General features: G+C 33.1%; 20 protein-coding genes and 1 tRNA gene. 9 read left to right on the top strand and 12 right to left on the bottom strand.

Annotated elements, in window-relative coordinates; all coding sequences use genetic code 11:
• Positions 1 to 6: 6 nt before the first annotated feature.
• Together rpoN and ABD011_RS00370 are read left to right on the top strand one after the other, a co-directional pair.
• Positions 7 to 1,473, top strand: coding sequence for an RNA polymerase factor sigma-54 (gene rpoN, locus ABD011_RS00365; RefSeq protein ID WP_343795068.1), 1,467 nt, complete (start codon positions 7 to 9; stop codon positions 1,471 to 1,473).
• A complete protein-coding gene (locus ABD011_RS00370) occupies positions 1,470 to 2,078 on the top strand; it encodes a hypothetical protein (RefSeq protein WP_129760924.1) in 609 nt (202 codons plus the stop codon). The genes rpoN and ABD011_RS00370 overlap by 4 nt, the downstream gene beginning before the upstream one ends.
• Here the strand turns inward: ABD011_RS00370 and ABD011_RS00375 are convergent.
• The 8 genes from ABD011_RS00375 to ABD011_RS00410 form a co-directional block, all read right to left on the bottom strand.
• Entirely contained in the window at positions 2,073 to 2,765 is a 693-nt protein-coding gene (locus ABD011_RS00375; RefSeq protein WP_343795069.1) for a porin family protein, read from the bottom strand. The genes ABD011_RS00370 and ABD011_RS00375 overlap by 6 nt on opposite strands.
• Positions 2,766 to 2,858: 93 nt before the next feature.
• Positions 2,859 to 3,341 carry an ExbD/TolR family protein gene (locus ABD011_RS00380; RefSeq protein WP_129760922.1) on the bottom strand — a complete coding sequence of 161 codons (483 nt, stop codon included), beginning with the start codon at positions 3,339 to 3,341 and terminating at the stop codon, positions 2,859 to 2,861.
• Between the two features lie 17 nt (positions 3,342 to 3,358).
• A complete protein-coding gene (locus ABD011_RS00385) occupies positions 3,359 to 3,961 on the bottom strand; it encodes an ExbD/TolR family protein (RefSeq protein WP_129760921.1) in 603 nt (200 codons plus the stop codon).
• Between the two features lie 2 nt (positions 3,962 to 3,963).
• Positions 3,964 to 4,407, bottom strand: a complete 444-nt coding sequence (locus tag ABD011_RS00390; RefSeq protein WP_129760920.1) for a hypothetical protein — start codon at positions 4,405 to 4,407, stop codon at positions 3,964 to 3,966.
• Between the two features lie 24 nt (positions 4,408 to 4,431).
• Positions 4,432 to 5,214, bottom strand: a complete 783-nt coding sequence (locus ABD011_RS00395; protein WP_129760919.1) for a MotA/TolQ/ExbB proton channel family protein — start codon at positions 5,212 to 5,214, stop codon at positions 4,432 to 4,434.
• 73 nt (positions 5,215 to 5,287) lie between these two features.
• A tRNA-Ser gene (locus ABD011_RS00400) sits at positions 5,288 to 5,375 on the bottom strand.
• Between the two features lie 73 nt (positions 5,376 to 5,448).
• On the bottom strand, positions 5,449 to 6,480 hold the full coding sequence (locus tag ABD011_RS00405; protein ID WP_343795070.1) for an asparaginase: 1,032 nt from the start codon (positions 6,478 to 6,480) through the stop codon (positions 5,449 to 5,451).
• A 5-nt stretch (positions 6,481 to 6,485) separates the two neighbouring features.
• On the bottom strand, positions 6,486 to 7,253 hold the full coding sequence (locus ABD011_RS00410) for a TatD family hydrolase (RefSeq protein WP_131508784.1): 768 nt from the start codon (positions 7,251 to 7,253) through the stop codon (positions 6,486 to 6,488).
• A gap of 46 nt (positions 7,254 to 7,299) precedes the next feature.
• On the opposite strand from ABD011_RS00410, the gene ABD011_RS00415 reads away from it, so the two are divergent.
• Positions 7,300 to 7,743 carry a retropepsin-like aspartic protease gene (locus ABD011_RS00415; protein WP_129760916.1) on the top strand — a complete coding sequence of 148 codons (444 nt, stop codon included), beginning with the start codon at positions 7,300 to 7,302 and terminating at the stop codon, positions 7,741 to 7,743.
• Positions 7,744 to 7,815: 72 nt separating this feature from the next.
• A complete protein-coding gene (locus ABD011_RS00420) occupies positions 7,816 to 8,442 on the top strand; it encodes a response regulator (protein ID WP_343795071.1) in 627 nt (208 codons plus the stop codon).
• A gap of 656 nt (positions 8,443 to 9,098) precedes the next feature.
• Here ABD011_RS00420 and odhB read toward each other — a convergent pair.
• Both odhB and ABD011_RS00430 read right to left on the bottom strand, forming a co-directional pair.
• Entirely contained in the window at positions 9,099 to 10,316 is a 1,218-nt protein-coding gene (odhB, locus tag ABD011_RS00425) for a 2-oxoglutarate dehydrogenase complex dihydrolipoyllysine-residue succinyltransferase (RefSeq protein WP_343795072.1), read from the bottom strand.
• Between the two features lie 37 nt (positions 10,317 to 10,353).
• Positions 10,354 to 13,110 carry a 2-oxoglutarate dehydrogenase E1 component gene (locus ABD011_RS00430; protein ID WP_343795073.1) on the bottom strand — a complete coding sequence of 919 codons (2,757 nt, stop codon included), beginning with the start codon at positions 13,108 to 13,110 and terminating at the stop codon, positions 10,354 to 10,356.
• A gap of 113 nt (positions 13,111 to 13,223) precedes the next feature.
• On the opposite strand from ABD011_RS00430, the gene ABD011_RS00435 reads away from it, so the two are divergent.
• Positions 13,224 to 13,757, top strand: a complete 534-nt coding sequence (locus tag ABD011_RS00435; RefSeq protein WP_343795074.1) for an alpha-ketoglutarate decarboxylase — start codon at positions 13,224 to 13,226, stop codon at positions 13,755 to 13,757.
• On the opposite strand, the gene ABD011_RS00440 is transcribed toward ABD011_RS00435, so the two are convergent.
• Positions 13,754 to 14,104 (bottom strand): hypothetical protein, encoded by a 351-nt coding sequence (locus ABD011_RS00440; protein WP_131508779.1) that lies wholly within the window; start codon positions 14,102 to 14,104, stop codon positions 13,754 to 13,756. The genes ABD011_RS00435 and ABD011_RS00440 overlap by 4 nt on opposite strands.
• Positions 14,104 to 15,078, bottom strand: coding sequence for a polyprenyl synthetase family protein (locus ABD011_RS00445; RefSeq protein ID WP_343795075.1), 975 nt, complete (start codon positions 15,076 to 15,078; stop codon positions 14,104 to 14,106). Before ABD011_RS00445 ends, ABD011_RS00440 begins: the two co-directional genes overlap by 1 nt.
• Positions 15,079 to 15,200: 122 nt before the next feature.
• On the opposite strand from ABD011_RS00445, the gene ABD011_RS00450 reads away from it, so the two are divergent.
• Genes ABD011_RS00450 through ABD011_RS00465 form a run of 4 tightly spaced genes read left to right on the top strand, consistent with a single transcriptional unit; the run spans position 15,201 to position 21,976 of the window.
• Entirely contained in the window at positions 15,201 to 15,812 is a 612-nt protein-coding gene (locus tag ABD011_RS00450; protein ID WP_343795076.1) for a TetR/AcrR family transcriptional regulator, read from the top strand.
• Entirely contained in the window at positions 15,812 to 17,227 is a 1,416-nt protein-coding gene (locus ABD011_RS00455; RefSeq protein ID WP_343795077.1) for a TolC family protein, read from the top strand. The genes ABD011_RS00450 and ABD011_RS00455 overlap by 1 nt, the downstream gene beginning before the upstream one ends.
• A 21-nt stretch (positions 17,228 to 17,248) precedes the next feature.
• Complete coding sequence (locus tag ABD011_RS00460) at positions 17,249 to 18,439, top strand: efflux RND transporter periplasmic adaptor subunit (RefSeq protein ID WP_131508776.1); 1,191 nt, start codon at positions 17,249 to 17,251, stop codon at positions 18,437 to 18,439.
• Positions 18,440 to 18,454: 15 nt separating this feature from the next.
• Complete coding sequence (locus ABD011_RS00465) at positions 18,455 to 21,976, top strand: efflux RND transporter permease subunit (RefSeq protein WP_134200631.1); 3,522 nt, start codon at positions 18,455 to 18,457, stop codon at positions 21,974 to 21,976.
• Positions 21,977 to 21,998 lie beyond the last annotated feature (22 nt).

Consider the following 21,998-nt stretch of genomic DNA (forward strand, 5'->3'; position numbering starts at 1 on the left):
AACACAATGCTTAAACAGTATTTACAGTTTAAATTATCACAAAAGTTGTCTCCGCAACAAATTCAATTAATGAAATTGATTCAGTTGCCTACACAAGCGTTTGAGCAAAGATTAAAGCAAGAATTAGAGGAAAACCCAGCTTTAGAAAGTGGTAAAGAATCATCAGATGAATTTGATGATAAATATGATGAATTTGACAACTCTGCTGACGACTATAATGACAACGAATCTATAAATGCCGAAGACATAAATGTAGATGAGTATTTAAGTGATGACGATATTCCTGACTACAGGACCCAAGCCAATAATTACAGTAGCGACGATGAAGAAAAAAATGTACCTTATGCTGCTGGAACCTCTTTTACTCAGCATTTAACCAACCAATTAAACACATTCCGACTAGATGATAACGAATATGAAATCGCTGAATTTTTAGTTGGAAGCGTTGATGAGAGTGGTTATATACGTCGTTCTTTAAACGATATTGTTGACGATTTAGCATTTACTCAAGGTGTGTATACTGATGAAGCATCGGTTGAAAAAGTTTTACATAAAGTACATCAACTAGATCCTGCTGGTGTTGGCGCAAGAAACCTTCAAGAGTGTTTAAGCATTCAGCTACATAGAAAAGAAAAAACACCTGATGTTGAACTTGCCATTGATATTATTGATAAAGCTTTTGAACAGTTTACCAAAAAGCATTACAAAAAGCTACTTCAAAAATTTGACATTACCGAAGTACAACTTAAAGATGCTATAGATGAAATTGAACATCTTAACCCAAAACCTGGTGGTTCTTATGCTGGTAATAATAGGATTGTTGAGCACGTAGTACCTGATTTTGCTATTAAAATTATAGATGGCGAACTTGAGCTTACTTTAAACGGAAGAAACGCTCCTGAGCTTCATGTTTCAAGAGAATATAGCAACATGATGAAAGGCTATAAAGAATCTAAAGACAAGAGCAAATCTCAAAAAGATGCTGTGCTTTTCATTAAGCAAAAACTAGATGCTGCAAAATGGTTTATTGAAGCTATAAAACAACGTCAACAAACCCTTTTTGTAACCATGAGTGCTATTATGCATTATCAAAAAGAGTATTTTTTAACAGGTGACGAACGTAAGTTAAGACCAATGATTTTAAAAGATATTGCTGATGAAATAGACATGGATGTATCAACAATATCAAGAGTTGCCAATAGTAAATATGTAGATACACCTTATGGTACTAAATTGATTAAGGAGTTTTTCTCTGAGTCAATGACAAATGACCAAGGTGAAGAAGTTTCAACTAGAGAAATTAAAAAAATTCTAGAAACGGTTATTGAAGAAGAAAACAAAAGAAAACCACTAACCGATGAAAAATTAGCTTCAATTTTAAAAGAAAAAGGCTATCCAATTGCTAGACGTACTGTAGCAAAATACAGAGAGCAACTAGATATTCCTGTGGCAAGATTGAGAAAAAAGATATGATAAACCATATTCTTAGAGCCATATCATTTATTTTCCATCCTGTTTTAATGCCTTTATTAGGTGTAATCTTTTACTTTTCAAAAACACCTAGGTTTATTCCTGTTCCTATAGTAAAAGCTAAACTATTTTCGGTTTCAATACTCACTATTGCACTTCCTATATTGCTATTTTATCTACTTAAAACCATTAAAAAAATAGACTCTTTTTACCTTGAAACAACTCAAGAACGTATTATCCCTTTAATTCTTAATAGTGCAATCATAATACTTGTTTTAAATAGGGTTTTAACCTATAATGAAATTCCTGAATTATACTACTTTTTTGTAGGTGTACTTTGCTCAACCATAACGTGTCTTATTTTGGCTTTTCTAAAATTTAAAGCAAGTATACATATGATAGCTGCAGCTGGTTTTTTCATGTTTGCAGTTGCAATAGGTATTCATTTTAAAATAAATATTAATGGTACTATTGCACTTATGTGTATCATTTTAGGCGCTATTGCAAGCTCTAGGCTGCATTTAAAAGCGCATAGTAGCATAGAACTAATTATAGGCTTTTTTATTGGATTAATTCCACAATTAATCTTACTTAATTATTGGCTATAAAATGTAAAACATTATTCCAATTCTGGCAACTGACATGTCAATAGTAGAATCTTCAATTTTCGCACTACTTTCAAAGATTGGATTTAAAGCATAGTAAAAATGAATATTCCAAGTGTCATAACCTGCGCTAAAGGTCAAGCCATATTGAATTGTATTGAAGTCAGAAACATTAGTAAGCTTAATGGTTTCTGAATTGCCTTTAAACTTTGTAGAATTAGCAAAAACGTAACCAAATTTCAGTCCTGTATAAATCCTCCAAAACTTATATGTAGAGGCGTCAGATGTCCTCCATCTAAATTCTAGTGGTACCTCAAGAACATAGGTAGTAAATTTATTCTTTGAAAAAGACGTTTCGTCTTCATCTAAAACAGTATATGTATATCCTCCAGGAATTTCATCGATTAATAGATTTTGATTATAAGAATTGGCTGATAAACCAATACCTAAACCAACAGCTACATTTCTCTTTTTATTGATAGGCATATCCCTTATAAAGCCCAAATGAAAACCACTAGAAAAGCCTCTTTGAGAAACATCTTCGTGTTTATTTGCTAGTAAGTTATAAGTTGCCGAAACATAAAATTGGTCTTCTCTATAACGAGAATCAACTAGAGTAGAATCGTTAGTAGTTTGTCCCAATACAAATTGTGACAACAATAGAAATGCAAATAGGAGTTTGAGATTCATTTATACAAATATATGGTAATGATTAAAATATAATGTATAAAAAAACATCCTGATCAAAATAACCAGGATGTTTTAGAAATTTAACAAATAAAATTATTTTCTATTAGCAGAGATATCACCTTGTTTAGTGGTGTAGTTAATTTTTAAAGCATTCTCTTCTCTAAGTTCCTGCTTAATATCTCCAATTAATCCCATATTTGCTTCTTTATCTACTTTTAAAGCAGTTGTAAGAAACGGGATTAGTTCTTCTCTTTTAGATGCTCGTTCTGCAGCTATAAAAGCTTTTATATCACTTACATCAGCAAATTTATCATTTAACTGTATACGTGATTCTTTACCAAATTGGCTTTGATATCTTTCAGTAGGTTGTCCTACGTATATGTACATCACCAAATCTTTTTTATCTAGCTTTTCAACTTGGTCAGCACTTGGTAATTCGTTTTTAATTTTTAAGGTATTATCTCTCATTACGGTAGCAACCATAAAGAAGAATAATAACATAAATACAATATCAGGTAAAGACGCAGTTGAAATAGCTGGTAAATCGCCTGATTTTTTCTTATTAAATTTAGACATATCTTATGTTTTCTAAATTACTTTTGTTGAACTTCAGATAGTTTTTGAGGGTACTCAAGTTTTATCTTTTCAATCTTTTCTTTAAGCTTGTCTTTACTTCCAACCCAGTTTACGTCGTCATAATTAGCTTGCATTTGTAAAAACGAAGTCCCGTAAAGTTCTTGCGCTCTACGATTTCTAAGTTCATTGTATGCTGCTACTAACTCATTTTGAACAGAAATATAAGTCTTGTAAGTAGTTTCACGCTCGTTCTTTAAAGATATGATAGCTTTATCAGGGTTGTCAGATGACTTAGGGTCTCTTTTCCCTTTACAATAGTCACATCCATCCTCTCCAGTTCCTCCTCCATTATCAAGGAATTCTACTGCAGCTTTACGCAAATCTTTAAGATCCATCAATTCGTCCTCAACAAGCAATTGGTCTTTACCATTAATAAGCACGGTAAAAATATTTTTTTGCTTGATGATTACATCTTCGTCACTTTCTTCAATTGGAGGCAACTTTCTATTTAAACCTGTATCAGTCTCAATAGTTGTTGTAACCAAAAAGAAAATAAGAAGTAAGAATGCAATATCAGCCATTGAGCCTGCATTAACTTCTGGTGCTGATCTTTTTGCCATAATTACTTAATCATTTTTTTTGCTCCAGCAAATAACATTGCCGCAGCTGCTCCAATTATTAATATGTAGAAGGCAATTAAACCTGCTCCTACCATGTGAGATTGTCCTTCAGTTGCTACTTTGTTATTGTACATATATGTATTAGTGTCTCCACCAGATACTGCGTATGCAATTATAAGTACAGCAGCAAAAAGGCCTACTCCTATTAACGTGTTTTTTAAGGATCCAGTATTTGTGAATAGATTTTTTAACACAAACACTACAACAAATAGTAATACGAGTCCAAGAACAATATAAGTAACTATTGCCATTGGGTCTACAATTGCTGTATCTCCTTCTAAGGCAGCTGCTTTAATAGCTTCGTCTCCTTTAGAAATAATTCTAATTAGGAAGACAATACCTAGTAAACTAAGTACAGCTGCTACTATTTTTAAAATCTTATGCATAATTTTTCTATAATTTATTGCTTATTATTTTTTGTGCTTTACTAACATGTCCATTAATGTAATAGACGCATCTTCCATATCGTTAACGATACTATCAATTTTTGCAATAATATAGTTGTAGAAAATTTGAAGTATAATTGCTACAATAAGACCGAATACAGTTGTTAATAAGGCAACTTTAATACCACCTGCTACTAAAGAAGGTTGCATGTCACCAGCTGCTTCAATTTTATCGAATGCTTGAATCATACCAATTACTGTACCCATGAACCCAAGCATTGGTGCCAATGCGATAAATAATGAAATCCATGATACGTTTTTCTCTAATTGTCCCATTTGTACTCCACCATAGGCAACAACAGCTTTTTCAGCAGCATCGATATCTTCGTCTGCTCTGTCTAATCCTTGATAAAAAATAGATGCAACAGGTCCTTTTGTGTTTCTGCAAACTTCTTTAGCTGCTTCGATACCACCTGATGCTAATGCATCTTCTACATTTTGAGTTAATTTCTTAGTATTTGTAGTAGATAAGTTTAAAAAGATAATTCTTTCAATTGCAATTGCTAAACCTAAAATTAAACATAGCAATACAATTCCCATAAACCCAGGTCCACCTTCAATAAAACGTTTCTTTAATTCTTGGTGAAATCCAAGGTCTTCTTCAGCAGGAGCTGCAGCCTCTTCTTCTTGTGTTACAGTTGCAACAGTTGTTGTTGCGGCAGTTGTAGTTGTAGTAAATGCGTTTGCATTAACAGTTCCGAAAGCCATGGTTCCTGCTATGGCTAGGATAGAAAATAGTCTTTTCATTGTTCTTATTCTTAATTTTATTAGTTAAAGTGTTAAAGATATAAAAAAATTACAATTAAAAATAAAATAACAGCAGAGAGGAAGGGATTCGAACCCTCGATACGCTTTTGACGTATACACACTTTCCAGGCGTGCGCCTTCGACCACTCGGCCACCTCTCTGTAACTTTATCTTTAATTACAGTGGGTCAAATAACAAAAAATTCTTTGAATGTTAAAATTTTGAAAGTTAATTTTAAGACATTTCTCCACGTAAAGGCGTTTCAAATATGGTTTTGAACGTTTTAGCAGAAATGTTTTCTCCCAACATATACATTAATTTTGCTATTGCAGCTTCGGTTGTAATGTCTTTTCCTGAAATTACACCTGCTTTTTTAAGCTGCGAACTGGTTTCATACTGTCCCATATTGACACTTCCTCCTGAGCATTGTGTTACATTTATAATTTGCACCCCTTTTTTTATAGCAGATTCCATTAAGTCAATAAACCAATCTTCGGTTGTAGCATTACCTGCTCCATAGGTTTCTAAAACAATACCTTTTATTTTAGGATTATGTGTCATGCATTCCAAAACCGATTTCGAAATACCTGGAAACAGCTTTATTAAAGCAATACTGTTATCAAAAGATTTATGCACAACCAACTTTTTTCTAGCATTTGGTTTATACAAGTCTTCATGGTTTACCTTAATATGTACTCCAGATTCGGCTAAATGAGGATAATTTAAGGACTCAAATGCTTCAAAATGTTCTGCATTTATTTTAGTTGTACGATTTCCTCTATATAATTTGTATTCAAAATATAACCCTACCTCTCTTATTAATGGTCTGTTCCTAGTTTGCAACGATGCCATTTGAATTGTGGTTATCAAGTTTTCTTTGGCATCGGTACGCAAATCACCAATTGGTAATTGCGACCCTGTTAATATTACAGGTTTAGCTAAGTTTTCTAACATAAAACTTAATGCTGAAGCTGTATAGCTCATGGTATCACTACCATGAAGTACTACAAACCCATCAAAGCTATCGTAATTGTCTTCTATAATTTCGGCTATTTGAACCCAATAGTCAGGATTCATGTTTGAAGAATCTATTGGATCTTTAAAGGATATTGTACTTATATCACAGTCTAATAGTTTTAATTCAGGAATACGTTTTAACAGATTATTAAAGTCAAAGGACTTCAATGCTCCAGTATTTGGGTTTTTAATCATCCCAATAGTTCCACCAGTATATATTAAAAGTATTTTTGGGCTATTGCTTTCCATACCTATTATATATTAAATATGTCTTTTGAGTTTTGTGTTGTTATTTCTGCAATGGTTTCTTGAGGAAAATTATACAGTTCTGATAGTTTCTCTAACACCTTTATTATATAACTACTTTCATTACGTTTCCCTCGATATGGTTTTGGTGCTAAATATGGCGAGTCGGTTTCCAAAACAATATGTTTTAAGTCTATTTGATTTAAAAACTGGTCTATTTTTCCATTTTTAAATGTTGCAACACCACCTATTCCTAATTTCATATTGTAAGAAATTGCTTTTTGTGCTTGCTCAAAAGTACCTGTAAAGCAATGAAAGATGCCAAAAAGCGCATCGTCTTTTTCGGTTTCTAGAACTTCAAATATTTCATCAAAAGCATCACGACAATGTATCACAATTGGCAACTTGTATTTTTTTGCTAACTGAATTTGATGCTTAAATGCTTTTTTTTGAATTTCTAAAGTAGAAGTATCCCAATATAAATCGATCCCTATTTCGCCAACAGCATAAAAGTGTCTTTTTGCCATTAACTCCTCAACATGTTGTAATTCTTCTTTATAGTTATCTTTTACAGAAGTAGGATGCAAACCCATCATTAAAAACACATGATTGGGAAATTCTTGTTCCAACTGTAACATAGATGTTGTGTAGCTAGAGTCTATTGCTGGAATAAAAAAACGAGAAACATTGGCATCTATAGCACGTTGTATCATTTCCTTTCTATCTTCATCAAAAGCCTCACTGTATAAATGAGTATGTGTATCGGTAATAATCATTTTGCTAAAATAATTCTTTTATACCACTATATTTGTAAAAAAAGTTATGGAAAACAGTCTTCAAGAGTTTCTATTAGAAAAGGGGTTTACTAAAATAAAGCTACACCTAACTAGAACCAATCATTTTGAAATTCGCGCTACAATAAATGGAGTAAAAGGTTTATTTATTTTAGATACTGGTGCTTCAAACTCTTGCGTAGGCTTTGATGCTGTTGAGAGATTCAACTTAAAAGCAAAAGACTCTCCTATACGAGCTGCAGGAGCTGGCGCAACTGATATGGAAACCCAAATTTCCAAAAAGAATAAAGTAAAAATTGGTAAATGGAAAAAAGACAAAGTAGCTTTAATCTTATTTAACCTAACACATGTAAATACTGCACTAACAAGTCATAACTCAAAACCAGTTGATGGCATTATTGGTGCTGACATCTTAAAAAAGGGAAAAGCAGTGATTGATTATCAAAAAAAATATTTATACTTAAAATTGTAGTATAATTCTTTCTGAATATTTCAAAATTGTGCTTATATTTATAGTCAATCCCTCAATTAATTAATAGCACAAATGCATGCCTCTATAATAATAGCAGACGATCATCCATTGATCCTAAAAGGTCTGAATGATTTTTTAAAAGAAAAGAACTACAATATAATAGGTAGTGCCGAAAATGGCAGAGACGCCTACAACCTTATAGAAACTCACCAACCTGAAATTGCCATACTAGACATTAGGATGCCACATTTGACAGGTTTGGAAATCGCAAAAAAATGTTTCGATAATAATTTACCAACAAAAATTGTCCTTATAACTTTTGAAAAGGACGAAGAAACCTATTACGAAGCCAAAGCACTAAATATCTTTGGTTATGTCCTTAAAGAATTTGCTTTAGTTGAAATTGAGCAATGTATTTCTTCGGTATTAAAAAACACACCGTATTTTAGTCCTGAACTTATTTCGCATTTAGAAATTAAAGAAGTCCCAAAAGAACTTGAAGAGTTGACTCCAACCGAAAAAGAAGTATTAAAACATATTGCGCAAAACAAAACTGCAAAAGAAATTGGAGAACTAATGTTTATCTCTAACAGAACTGTAGAAAAACACAAAAGCAACATCATTAAAAAGCTTGATATCACTCCGTTTCAAAACAGTTTATTGATTTGGGCAAAGGAAAATCAGGAATTTCTTACTTAAAAATACGTAATGTTACGTATTGTTTGGCATTGATATATTGCTCACCTTTACAGTGCTATTAATCAAACTACTTAGGGGATAAAAAGCTCTTGGTTATTAGCTTAACTAGGAGCTTTTTTGTTTTTAACAACTATTCTCGAAGTTAAAAATTACAAAAAAATGAAACAGAAGTTGTCACTCTTTAATTCACCTTTGATTGTTACTCTAGTTTTAAGTGTCGTGTTAACAATAACATTAAATATTTTAGTCTGTTTTCAATGAACTTAACCATACTATGATGATTGAAAAAAGTGCAAACCCTCAAAATTTGCACTTTTTTTATTACAAAAAACCAAAATATACGTAACGTTACGTATTGTTTGGCTTTCAATTATTCTAGACCTTTACAGTGCTATTAATTTTTTATAAGGGAAACTTGAAAGCTCTGGGCTTAATTGCCCAGGGATTTTGAGTGAAAATATTGACTCGATTAAGATGAAACATAATTTAAAATCTTCTAATAAGCTTTTTATTATTGGTTTAGTAATTAGTGTCATTTTAATAATATCTATAAATATTCTTGTCAATTTTTTTTAGTTATTAGTTAGTTATTTTCAAGAAAAAAGCGCAATTTAAGGGGAATTGCGCTTTTTGTTTTATATGATATGTCTATTACTTTATAACTCTAAAGCCTTCTTAACATCATTATTCATTAATAACTCAACTGGGTTTTCAAGTGCTTCTTTAATTGCAACTAAAAATCCAACAGACTCTCTACCATCAATAATTCTGTGATCATAAGATAATGCTAAATACATCATTGGGTGAATTTCAACTTTACCATCAACAGCAATTGGACGCTCAATAATATTGTGCATTCCTAAAATACCACTTTGTGGTGGATTGATAATTGGTGTAGATAACATACTACCAAACACACCTCCATTTGAAATTGTAAATGTACCGCCTGTCATTTCATCAACAGTAATTTGACCATCACGAGCTCTTAATGCTAAACGTTTTACTTCAGCTTCAACACCTCTAAAGGTTAAGTTTTCAGCATTTCGTATTACTGGAACCATAAGTCCTTTTGGTCCTGACACTGCTATACTAATATCACAGAAATCGTAAGAAATCATTTCTTTTCCATCTATCATAGAGTTAACAGCTGGATATTCTTTTAATGCTCTTACCACTGCTAACGTAAAGAAGCTCATAAACCCAAGACCTACACCATGCTTTGCTTTAAACGCTTCTTTGTATTGTTTACGCAATTCAAAAATAGGTGTCATGTTAGCCTCGTTAAAAGTGGTTAACATTGCTGTTTCGTTTTTAGCAGATACTAAGCGCTCTGCTACTTTACGACGTAACATTGATAGTTTAGAGCGTGACTCTCCACGGCTTCCTCCTGTTGGAGTTCCCATAGATGGTTTTGCGTTTACAGCATCGTCTTTGGTTACTCTGCCGTCTTTACCTGTGCCTTGTATTTGAGAAGCTTCCATTCCTTTTTCAGCTAAAATCTTTTTTGCTGCAGGACTTGCTGTTCCTGTTGCATACGTTTTGTTCTCTGCAACTGGTTCTGCTTTCTTTTCTTCAACTTTAGGTGCTTCTTCTTTTTTCTCTTCTTTTGCAGGTGCATCAGATCCTTCTGGTTTTGCTGCACTTGTATCAATTAAACAAACCACTTCTCCTACTGCAACTGCATCACCTTCTTCTGCCTTTAAGGTAATCGTTCCGCTAGCTTCAGCTGGAAGCTCAAGAGTTGCCTTATCACTATCTACTTCAGCAATGGCCTGATCTTTTTCTACATAATCACCATCTTGCACTAACCATTCTGCAATTTCTACTTCAGTAATAGACTCTCCTGGTGAAGGTACTTTCATTTCTAAAATCATTGTTCTATAATTTTATGTTTTTGGATTTGTTTTTATTTTATCGTTGGTTGTTTTTTGTTTTATCGAAAACGAAATCAATAACTTCTTGATGACGTTTTTTAGAACGTACTGAGCTTCCTGCTGCAGGTGCTCCATAAGCTCTTCGCGATGCTACTCTAAAGTTTTTAGCTTCATCTAAATGCATTAACATAAAGCTATAAGCTCCCATATTTCTTGGTTCTTCTTGAGCCCAAACCATATCTTCAACATGACTGTATTTTTCCAAAACAGCTTTAATTTCTTTTTCTGGTAATGGGAATAATTGCTCTATTCTTACTAAAGCAACATTGTTTCTTTCTAGTTTTTCGCGTTCTTCTAATAAGTCATAATAAAACTTACCTGTTACAAACACTAGCGTTTTTACAGCATCAGTTTTTACAGACTCATCGTCGATTAGCATTTGGAAACTACCATTTGCAAACTCATCAACTGTTGACACACACAATGGATGACGCAATAAACTCTTAGGCGTAAACACAATTAAAGGCTTACGGAATTTTGCTTTTACTTGTCTACGTAATAAATGGAACATGTTAGCAGGTGTTGTACAGTCTGCTACATACATATTATCTTTTGCACATAGTTGTAAGTAACGTTCCATACGTGCTGATGAATGCTCTGCACCTTGACCTTCATAACCATGAGGTAATAACATTACCAAACCATTTTGAAGTTTCCATTTATCTTCAGCTGCAGAAATATATTGGTCTAGCATAATTTGAGCTCCATTACTGAAATCTCCAAATTGCGCTTCCCAAATGGTTAAGGTTTTAGGGCTTGCCATAGCATAACCATAATCAAAACCTACCACACCATATTCTGATAATAGTGAGTTATAAATAAAGAATTTTCCTTGCTTATCACTCAACTTATTAAGTAATACAATTTCTTCTTCGCTATCTTCTACTTTTACAACGGCATGTCTGTGAGAGAATGTACCACGTTCTACATCCTGACCAGATATACGAACATCGTGACCTTCTTCTAACAAAGTACCATAAGCTAAATGTTCAGCCATTGCCCAGTCTAACTTGTTTTCATCAAACATAGTTTGTCTGGATTGTACTAAACGCTCTATTTTACGTATGAATTTTTTGTCTTTTGGCAATGAAGAAATTACTTCTGTGATACGCTTTAATCCTTCAGCAGAATAAGCAGTATCTACAGGTTTCATCATTTTATTTTCATCAACAGTAATATATTCAGTCCATTCATTTTGCATAAATGGAGTAATTACTGTTTTATCCTCTTTACGAGAGTCTTCTAATTTTTCTTCTAAAGATGCTTTGTAATCTTCTTCTAATTGTGACACATGGTCTTTAGTGATAATACCTTGGTCAATTAGTTTTTGAGCATAAATATCTCTTGGGTTTTGATGCTTTGCAATAGCTTTATAAAGTAATGGCTGTGTAAACTTAGGTTCATCACCTTCGTTATGACCATACTTTCTATAACCCAATAAATCTATAAATACATCGCGTTTAAACTGCATTCTAAAGTCTAAAGCAAACAACATGGCATGCACTACAGCTTCGGCATCATCAGCGTTTACGTGTAATACAGGTGACAATGTTACCTTACCAACATCAGTACAATAGGTACTTGACCTTGCATCTAAATAGTTAGTAGTAAAACCTATTTGGTTATTTACTACAATATGAATGGTTCCATTAGTTTTATAACCATCTAATTGTGCCATTTGTACAACTTCGTACACTAATCCTTGACCAGCAATAGCTGCATCACCATGCACAACTATTGGTAGTACTTGAGATGGGTTTTCAGGATATTTATCGTCTTGTTTTGCTCTAGTAATTCCTTCAACAACTGCTCCAACAGTTTCCAAGTGTGAAGGGTTTGGTGCTATGTTAAGGTTTATTTTTTTGCCAGAGTCGGTAACTCTATCGCTTGTCCAACCTAAATGATACTTAACATCTCCATCAAAAATTTCTTCTTCATAATCCTTACCATCAAACTCACTAAAGATGTCTTTTGCAGATTTTCCAAAGATATTTGTAAGCGTACTTAAACGACCTCTATGTGCCATACCCATTACAAACTCTTTAACACCATAGTCTGCTGCTTTTTCAATTACAGCATCTAATGCAGGAATTAAAGACTCTCCTCCTTCTAGAGAGAAACGCTTTTGACCTACATACTTTGTATGCAAGAAACTTTCAAAAGAGACAGCCTCATTAAGTTTTTTAAGGATATGCTTTTTTTGTTCTGCTGAAAAATTTGGTTGGTTATCGTTGATATTTAATTTTTCCTGAATCCAATTGATTTCCTCAGGTTTTCTAATATACATGTATTCAACACCAATAGAATCGCAATAAATACTATCTAGGTGTTTGATGATTTCTCTTAAAGTTTGTGCTCCAATCCCTAATACTTCACCTGCATTGAAAACAGTATCTAAATCACTATTAGACAATCCAAAATGTTCAATATCTAGCGTTGGAACATATTTACGTCTTGCTCTTACTGGGTTAGTTTTTGTAAACAAGTGACCTCTGCTACGGTAACCATCAATAAGTTTTATAACCTGAAACTCTTTTTGTACATGCTCAGGAATTTGGGTAGAAACGCCTTCAACAATTTCACCTTCCATTCCGTAACTCTCACTACCAAAATCGTAACCTTGAAAAAATGCTCTCCAACTTGGTTCAACTGAGTCTGGGTTTTGTAAATATTGTTCGTATAAATCAGCAAAATATGCTGTATGTGCTGCGTTTAAAAAGGAATATTTATCCATAAGTAGTTAAAAACTGTATCGTTCCGACAAAATTTATACAAAAGTACAACTTTTACTATAATACACTTATGTTTTATTATATTTATAACATCTCTTTTTCAACTATTTATACTATGAAGACCTTTTCTACAAAATTTAACCTCAAAAAAACCATCTTATTAATACTTATTTCGGTTTGTTTTAACACTGTAAATGCCCAAGAAAAGACTAGCGATTTTTGGAATCATGTGCGATTTGGAGGAGGAGTAGGACTAAGCTTTGGTGATGGCTTTTTTAGTGGCACTTTAGCACCAAGTGCTATTTATGAATTCAATAATCAATTTGCGTTAGGGCTTGGTCTTAATGGAACTTACAACTCTAGAAAAAACTTTTATAAATCCACCATTTTTGGAGGTAGTTTAATTGGTCTTTTTCATCCTATAAATGAAATTCAGCTTTCTGCAGAATTTGAAGAACTCAACGTGAGCAGAAAATGGGAAGATAATTTAGGTATTGAAGACCAAAACTATTGGTATCCTGCTTTATTTATTGGTGCTGGTTACAGAACTCAAAATGTAACCTTTGGTATTCGATATGACGTTTTATATGATGAAAACAAAAGCATTTATGCTGACCCTTGGATGCCTTTTGTTAGGTTTTATTTTTAAGAGTATTTATGCTTAAACCATACTTTTTGCCATTCGCGAAGCAAAATTAAAAAGGTAACCTCTTCTGAAAGTTTTAGAGTATCATCACCATTTAGCTGCTTTATTTTATGTTCTGGTACATCAATGATGTAAAGTAAGTTAAGGTACTCCGCAAATTTTTCTTGAATGAGTTTGTAAACGGTTTCATGAAGCAGTAGCTTTAAACTTGTTGGTAAAATAGCTTCATCAAAATCTAAATCAATGTTAGCAAACAAGAAATCTTTATTTAGTTGCTTTACTAATTTAGAATACAACTCAAGCTTATTTGCCTCATCAATTAATTCTTCAAAAGTTGCTGGTAGCTGCATTATACATTTCTGTTCATTAATTGTTTCCCAAATGCTTTAAGGATAGCTTTATTTTCATTTGAAATATTTAGATGTTCTAAAACTGAAAACGCCTTTTCGGTATATTTTTTTATTTCTTGTTTTGTAGCTTCAGAAGCACCACTCGACTCAAACAACTGCTTTACGGTTTCTATTTTATCCTTAGCGTCTGTTGGATTAATACTAAAAAGATGCTGCAACTGTAACTTATCATTAGCATTTGAAAACTCTAGGGTTTTTAAATATAAAAAGGTCTTTTTATTTTCTATAATATCACCACCTACTTGTTTTCCAAATGTTTTTGGGTCTCCAAAAGCATCCAAATAATCATCTTGTAATTGAAAAGCTATACCTAAGTTTTTGCCAAAAGCATAAATACCTTCTTGGTCTTCTTTAGAAGATTGCGCTACAATTGCTCCCATTTGCATAGCAGCACCAACCAAAACAGCGGTTTTATACTCAATCATTTTTAAGTACTCAGGAATAGTAACATCATCTCGTGTTTCAAAATCAATGTCATACTGTTGTCCTTCGCAAACCTCTAAAGCTGTTTTGCTAAACAACTTTGCCAAAGCCTGAAAAGTAGTAGCTTCATAGTTTTCAAATAACTGATATGCTAAAATTAACATTGCATCACCAGACAAAATACCTGTGTTAATATCCCATTTTTCATGAACAGTTTCTTGACCTCTTCGCAAAGGTGCATCATCCATAATATCATCATGAACTAATGAAAAATTATGAAACACCTCAACACTCAAAGCAGCATCAAGCGCTTTTTGGTATTCACAATTAAAAACTTCGGCTGCCATTAAAGTTAAAACAGGTCGCAAGCGCTTTCCTCCTAACTTTAAAATATAATTAACTGGATTATAAAGGTTTTCTGGCTCACGTTGTTTTGTAAACTCTTCCAAATAAGCTATAAACTGCTCTTGATAATATTGTACTGTTTGCATGAAACAAAAATCGGTATTTGTCGTCAGTATAACAAGCACAATCTTCAATATTAAATAATTGTTAAAACTTTGGAAACTTTTTTTGTTTTTAAAGTTTCCTGTCGTAGTTTTGCCTCAGAATTATGAAGCAAGATATTTTAAAAACAGCAGTCGATTTGTTCTTAACCTATGGGTTTAAGAGTGTAACTATGGATGACATTGCCAATGCGCAAGGCATCTCTAAAAAAACGATATATCAGTATTTTGAAAACAAAACCGTATTGGTTGAAGAAGCAGTAATGCTTTTGTTTCAAATTATTTCTACTGGTATTGAAGAGATTAGAACCCAAGAAAAAAACCCTATTGAAGAGATTTATGAAATCAAACAGTTTTTGATGAAAAACTTAAAAGATGAAAAGTCTTCTCCTCAATATCAACTAGAAAAATACTATCCAAAAATTTTCCATAACATTAAAGAAAAGCAAATGTGTGTTATGGAAGATTGTGTTGAGTGCAACATAGAACGTGGTAAAAAAATGGGATTATTTAGAGAAGATTTGAATTCAGATTTCATATCAAAAATCTATTTTAATTGTATGATGGCTTTAAAAGACAAGTCATTATTTCCATTAGAACATTTTTCTATGAGAATGCTTATGAACAATTATCTAGAATACCATTTGCGAGGTATTTGCACAAGCAAAGGACTAGAACACTTAAACAACTATTTACAAATCAATCAAAACAATAATTAATGAAACACATCTCAATTATCCTTTTAGGGTTATTCTTGTCTTGGTCAGCTTTTGCTCAAGAAGAGAATGTCTATAATTTTAGCCTACAGGAAGCTATAGATTATGCTCTAGAAAACAATCGATCGGTACAAAATGCTACTCGAGATATAGAAGCTGCAAAAAAGCAAAAATGGGAAACCACTGCTGCAGGATTACCACAAGTTAATGTTGGTGTAGATTATCAAAACTGGTTAAAACAACAAGTTCAGCTTTTACCTGCTGCTGCTTTTGACAATACTCAAAGTACTATTGATATAGTGAATGACTATTTTGATGTAACTCAAGACAACTTCAATGTTACTACTCCTCAAGGGTTTATTCCTTTACGTTTTGGAACAAAACAAAGCGTAACTGCAACAGCTACCTTGTCTCAATTACTTTTTGATGGGTCATATCTTGTTGGCTTACAATCGGCAAAAGTGTATTTACAAATTTCTGAAAATGCCAAAGTTAAAACCGACTTAGAAGTAAGAAAAGCAGTAATTAACGCTTACGGAAATGTATTACTTGCAGAAGAAAGTATTTCTATTTTAAAAAGAAACTTAGAAGTACTAACTAAAAACCTTAACGAGACTACTAAGATTTATGAAAATGGTCTTGAAGAAGAAGAGAGCGTTGAGCAATTAAAAATCACATTATCTAGTGTAGAAAGTAACCTTAGAAATACTGAGCGTTTAAAAACATTAGCTTACCAAATGCTTAATATAACTCTTGGTATTGACTTAAATTCTCAAACAACACTTACTGATAATTTAGAAACCTTAACAGCACAAAATATAAGCTTAGAATTATTAGAAGCTGACGAGTCTGTTGAAAATACTATTGATTTTCAAATTTCTGAAAACGATATGATTTCAAAAGAGCTTTTGGTTAAACTAGAAAAAAGCAAAGCATTACCAACACTAAACGCTTTTGTTAATGGTGGTTATTCTGCATTTAGCGATGATTTTTCCTTTTTAGAAAAGGAACAAGATTGGTTTGGTTCTTCATTATTTGGTGTAAGCTTAAACATTCCAATATTTAGTTCAGGTATGCGAAGTGCTTCAACACAACGTGCTCAAATAAATCTTGAAAAAGCAAAAGCTGATTTAACCGAAACCGAACAACAAATAAGGCTTAAAATAGCTAATGCTAAAAGTGAATACCAATTTGCTATTGAAGAATACGACAACAAAAAAGAAAATCTTAATCTAGCCGAACGTATCGAGCGTAAAAACCAAACCAAATTTTTTGAAGGTGTAGGTTCTAGCTTTGAGTTACGTCAAGCTCAAACCCAACTATACACTGCTCAACAAGAGTTTTTACAAGCAATGCTTAATGTAATTAACTCTAAAGCAGAATTAGAAACCACACTTAACACTATTCAATCAAACTAATCAATTACGTAATACCACATCATGAAAAAAATATATTTATTAGTAATTACAGCTTTAGTTTTAGTCTCATGTGGAGGCGAAAACAAAAAGAACTCTATGGAGAATGTTTTAAGCTCCAATAATCTAGAATTATTACGCCAAAAACGTGCTGAAGTTGTTGCAGAACAACACGAAGCAAATGAAAAGCTAAAACAACTAGATGCTGTTATTTCAAAACTAGATACTGTAAAAAAAGTACCACTTATTACTACAATTACAGCTAAACAAGAAGCGTTTAACCACTATTTTGAAGTTCAAGGTAATGTTACAACCAAAGACCTTTTAGTTATTACACCTGAGTATAATGGTATTCTTACCAATGTATATGTAAAAGAAGGACAAAAGGTAACTAAAGGACAAGTATTAGCTAAAATTGATGATGGTGGATTAGGCCAACAATTATCTCAGCTTCAAATTCAAGCAGATTTAGCTAAAACCACTTATGAACGTCAAAAACGTTTATGGGATCAAAACATAGGTAGTGAAATTCAGTTTTTACAAGCAAAATCTAATTACGAAGCGCAACAAAAAGCTGTTGACCAAATAAAACAGCAAGTAGCTAAAACTACTGTAAGAGCTCCATTTTCTGGAACTATTGACGATGTTATCACCGAACAAGGTAGTGTTGTAGCTGCTGGTCAATCGCCTTTAATGCGAATTGTAAACCTAAGTAATATGTATATAGAAACTGAGGTTCCTGAACGTTACATTAAAGACGTTACTGTAGGTAAACATGTAGATGTTGAGTTTCCTGTACTTGGTAAAACTGTTGAAAGTAATGTTCGTCAAGCAGGAGATTTTATCAATGCTGCTAACAGAACATTTAAAGTTGAAATTGGATTACCTAAAGGAGACAATACTATTAAACCAAACTTAACAGCGAAGTTAAAAATCAACGATTACACTAACGAGAATGCTATTTTAATTCCTCAAAGTGTTATTTCTGAAAATGCTGAAGGTGAGCAATACATATATGTTGTTGAAGATAAAAATGACAAAGAAGAAGGTGTTGCTAAAAAAGTAATTATCAAAACTGGTAAAACACAAGGCGATGTTATTGAAGTCCTTTCAGGAATTGAAAAAGGTGCTGAAATCATTAAAGAAGGTGCACGTAGTGTTAAAGACGAGCAAACAGTTAAGGTAATTAATATCAATAAAGACTCAATCAATTAACGATCAACCAAAGTTATGACTGACAAACAGAAAAAAGTCAATAAAGAATTTGGGTTGTCCTCATGGGCAATCAACAATAAAACGACAATGTATGTCCTTATATTGGTATTCTTTTATCTAGGTGTTTCGGCATTTTTTGATATGCCACGAGAAAACTTCCCAGAAGTAAACGAAACCAAAATATATGTAAGCACTGTTTTTCCAGGAAACACAGCTGAGGACATTGAAAAACTAGTAACAGACCCACTAGAAGACCAGCTAAAAACCGTTAGTAATGTAGTAGAAATAACCTCTACCTCAGCCGAAGATTACTCTATGGTAATTGTTGAGTTTGACGAAAACTTAACCGTTGAACAAGCCAAACAGAAGGTAAAAGACGAAATAGAATCTGAAACTGCTGGCGAGGATTGGCCAACATTTAATGGTGCAAAAGTAGAACCTGATGTGTTTGAGTTAAGCCTTTCAGAAGAAATGCCAATTCTAAACATTAATATTTCTGGTGATTATCCTGTAGAAAAACTTAAAGAATATGGTGAGTACCTTCAAGATGAAATTGAAGACTTACTAGAAATTAAAGAAGTTGCTATTCGTGGTGCTCAAGAAAAAGAAGTTGAAGTTGCAGTAGATATTTATAAAATGACTGCAGCTAAAGTAACTTTTAGCGATATCATTAATGCCATAAATGGTGGAAACGTAACTATGTCTGCTGGTAATATCAAAGCAAGTGGACAACGTCGTACCATTAGAGTTTTAGGTGAAATCGAAACACCTTCAGAATTGGAAAACTTTGTTGTAAAATCTGAAAACGATTATCCTATCTATTTAAAAGATGTTGCAACAGTTAGCTTTAAAGAAGAAGACAAAACCACTTATGCACGTGAGTATGGACATCCAGTAGTAATGCTCGATGTAAAAAAACGTGCTGGTAAAAACATGGTGGATGCTGCAGAGCAAATTCACACCATAGTTAAAGAATCCAAAGAAAATGTATTCCCTCAAGATTTAGACATTACCATTACTAACGACCAATCTTCAGTTACTATCGGTCAAGTTGATGATTTAGTAAACAATATCATTTTTGGGGTTATTCTGGTAGTAACTGTTTTGATGTTCTTCTTAGGATTCAAAAACGCCATATTTGTTGGGTTTGCAATACCAATGTCTATGTTTATGTCGCTCATGATACTAAGTATGTTTGGTATTACCCTAAACACCATGGTATTGTTTGGACTAATTATGGGACTTGGTATGTTGGTAGACAATGGTATTGTGGTTGTTGAAAACGTCTATCGTTTAATGGACGAAGAAGGCATGAGCCGAATTGAAGCTGCTAAAAAAGGTATTGGTGAAATTGCTTTCCCAATTATCATTTCTACAGCAACTACTGTGGCTGCCTTTATTCCATTAGGATTATGGCCTGGAATTATGGGAGAATTTATGATGATTTTACCTCAAACACTATCTATAGTATTAGGGTCATCATTATTCGTGGCTATTTTCTTTAACTCTGTTTTAGTATCTCAATTTATGAATACCGAAGACAAAGACATGCCACTTCACAAAATCATAAGAACAACAATTATAATGGCTGTTATAGGTATTATTATATTTATTGTTGGTGGAGAATACAGAGCTTTAGGAACCTTAATGGTATTTACAGCTGTTATGCTTTGGGTGTATCGATTGTTTTTACGTAAATGGGCAAATAATTTCCAAACCAAAACATTAGTAAAACTAGAAAACTGGTATGAAAGACAATTGCGTAAAGCCTTAAAAGGTTGGCGTCCTTACGGTTTAGCAGTCGGAACATTTTTACTGCTTATTATTGCTTTTATAGCTTTTGGAGCTTCATTAGCTACCCAACGTACCAAAGTAGAGTTTTTCCCAGATAATATCCCTAACCAGATTATTGTTTACATTGAATATCCTGAAGGTACAGCCATTGAAAAAACCAATGCTATAACCAAAGAAATTGAAAAGATTGTTTACGATGTTTTAGATGACGACCAATATAAAAATGGCGATTACAACTTTATGGTTGAAAGCGCTGTATCTCAAGTTGGTGAAGGTGCAGGAAACCCACAAACCGATGGTGGTTCAGCTGCCGAAATGCCTCATAAAGCAAAAATTACCGCATCAATGCGTGAATTTAAATATCGTGAAGGTGAAGATAGTGAGTTACTGCGTCAAAAAGTTCAAAAAGCTTTAGTTGGCATATTCCCAGGTGTATTAATTTCTGTAGAAAAAAATGTTGATGGACCTCCTGCAGGAGCTCCAATTAATATCGAATTAGAAGGTGAAGACTATAACGAACTTATCAATGCTGCTGAGCAAATGCGTGAGTTTATCAACAGTAAAAACGTAGCTGGTATTGATGAGCTTAAGATTGATGTTAACAAAGACAAACCTGTAATGCGTGTTATTGTCGACAGAGAAAAAGCAGGTGAATTGGGTGTATCTGCATCACAAGTTGGACAGCAATTACGTAATTCTATTTTTGGGTCTAAAGCTGGTATTTACAAAGAAGGTGGTGACGATTATGATATTTATGTGAGATTTAATGAAGATAACCGCTACAATAAAAGTGCACTTTTCAATCAAAAAATCACATTTAGAGATATGGCAAGTGGGCAAATTAAAGAGATACCTGTTTCTGCCATTGCTCATGCCGAAAATACTTCAGGTTTTAGTGCTATTAAACACAAAGACACCAAGCGTGTGGTAACAGTTTATTCAGCATTAGCACCAGGATTCACTGATGCAGGAGCTGTGGTAACCCAAATTCAAAATGAAATGCAGGCTTACGAAGGTTTGCCTGATAATATTAAAGTAGATTATACTGGTCAAATTGAAGAGCAAAACAAACAAATGGCCTTTTTAATGGGTGCATTCTTTACAGGTTTAGGTTTAATTTTCTTCATTTTAATATTCCAATTTAACTCTATTTCAAAGCCAACAATTATCATGTTAGCGATCTTCTTAAGTTTAATAGGTGTATTTGGAGGAATTGTTATAACAGGAAGTGCCTTTGTAATTATGATGACTATGGTTGGTATTATATCACTAGCAGGAGTTGTGGTAAACAATGGTGTTGTACTCTTAGATTACGCACAACTGTTAATTGACCGAAAAAAGGTAAATCTTAATCTTGAAGATGACGATTACCTTGAAGAAGAAGATTTATACGAAAGTATTGTAAAAGCAGGTAAAGCACGTTTACGTCCAGTACTATTAACTGCAATCACAACTATATTTGGTTTAGTACCATTAGCCATTGGATTAAACATTAATTTCTTTACATTATTTAAAGAGTTTGATGCTAATGTATACATTGGTGGTGACAACGTTATTTTCTGGGGACCATTAGCTTGGACAGTAATTTACGGATTACTTATTGCAACGTTCCTTACCCTTATTATAGTTCCTGTTCTATTCTTCTTAGTCACTAAGTTTAAAATGTGGCTCCGAAAAAGATCATCTGGCAATGAAGAAGAAGAGCAAGTAGCGTTTTCTATGAATGAACGCATTGAAGAATAATGAAAGTACTATCTTAACCCTG

The sequence above is a fragment of the Gaetbulibacter jejuensis genome, from assembly GCF_039524015.1.
In the GTDB taxonomy this organism is placed as follows: Bacteria; Bacteroidota; Bacteroidia; order Flavobacteriales; family Flavobacteriaceae; genus Gaetbulibacter_B; species Gaetbulibacter_B jejuensis.

Coding starts and splice junctions, on each gene's coding strand:
- rpoN (WP_343795068.1), top strand. CDS start 7: ATGCTTAAACAGTATTTACAGTTTAAATTATCACAAAAGTTGTCTCCG.
- ABD011_RS00370 (WP_129760924.1), top strand. CDS start 1,470: ATGATAAACCATATTCTTAGAGCCATATCATTTATTTTCCATCCTGTT.
- ABD011_RS00375 (WP_343795069.1), bottom strand. CDS start 2,765: ATGAATCTCAAACTCCTATTTGCATTTCTATTGTTGTCACAATTTGTA.
- ABD011_RS00380 (WP_129760922.1), bottom strand. CDS start 3,341: ATGTCTAAATTTAATAAGAAAAAATCAGGCGATTTACCAGCTATTTCA.
- ABD011_RS00385 (WP_129760921.1), bottom strand. CDS start 3,961: ATGGCAAAAAGATCAGCACCAGAAGTTAATGCAGGCTCAATGGCTGAT.
- ABD011_RS00390 (WP_129760920.1), bottom strand. CDS start 4,407: ATGCATAAGATTTTAAAAATAGTAGCAGCTGTACTTAGTTTACTAGGT.
- ABD011_RS00395 (WP_129760919.1), bottom strand. CDS start 5,214: ATGAAAAGACTATTTTCTATCCTAGCCATAGCAGGAACCATGGCTTTC.
- ABD011_RS00405 (WP_343795070.1), bottom strand. CDS start 6,480: ATGGAAAGCAATAGCCCAAAAATACTTTTAATATATACTGGTGGAACT.
- ABD011_RS00410 (WP_131508784.1), bottom strand. CDS start 7,253: ATGATTATTACCGATACACATACTCATTTATACAGTGAGGCTTTTGAT.
- ABD011_RS00415 (WP_129760916.1), top strand. CDS start 7,300: ATGGAAAACAGTCTTCAAGAGTTTCTATTAGAAAAGGGGTTTACTAAA.
- ABD011_RS00420 (WP_343795071.1), top strand. CDS start 7,816: ATGCATGCCTCTATAATAATAGCAGACGATCATCCATTGATCCTAAAA.
- odhB (WP_343795072.1), bottom strand. CDS start 10,316: ATGATTTTAGAAATGAAAGTACCTTCACCAGGAGAGTCTATTACTGAA.
- ABD011_RS00430 (WP_343795073.1), bottom strand. CDS start 13,110: ATGGATAAATATTCCTTTTTAAACGCAGCACATACAGCATATTTTGCT.
- ABD011_RS00435 (WP_343795074.1), top strand. CDS start 13,224: ATGAAGACCTTTTCTACAAAATTTAACCTCAAAAAAACCATCTTATTA.
- ABD011_RS00440 (WP_131508779.1), bottom strand. CDS start 14,104: ATGCAGCTACCAGCAACTTTTGAAGAATTAATTGATGAGGCAAATAAG.
- ABD011_RS00445 (WP_343795075.1), bottom strand. CDS start 15,078: ATGCAAACAGTACAATATTATCAAGAGCAGTTTATAGCTTATTTGGAA.
- ABD011_RS00450 (WP_343795076.1), top strand. CDS start 15,201: ATGAAGCAAGATATTTTAAAAACAGCAGTCGATTTGTTCTTAACCTAT.
- ABD011_RS00455 (WP_343795077.1), top strand. CDS start 15,812: ATGAAACACATCTCAATTATCCTTTTAGGGTTATTCTTGTCTTGGTCA.
- ABD011_RS00460 (WP_131508776.1), top strand. CDS start 17,249: ATGAAAAAAATATATTTATTAGTAATTACAGCTTTAGTTTTAGTCTCA.
- ABD011_RS00465 (WP_134200631.1), top strand. CDS start 18,455: ATGACTGACAAACAGAAAAAAGTCAATAAAGAATTTGGGTTGTCCTCA.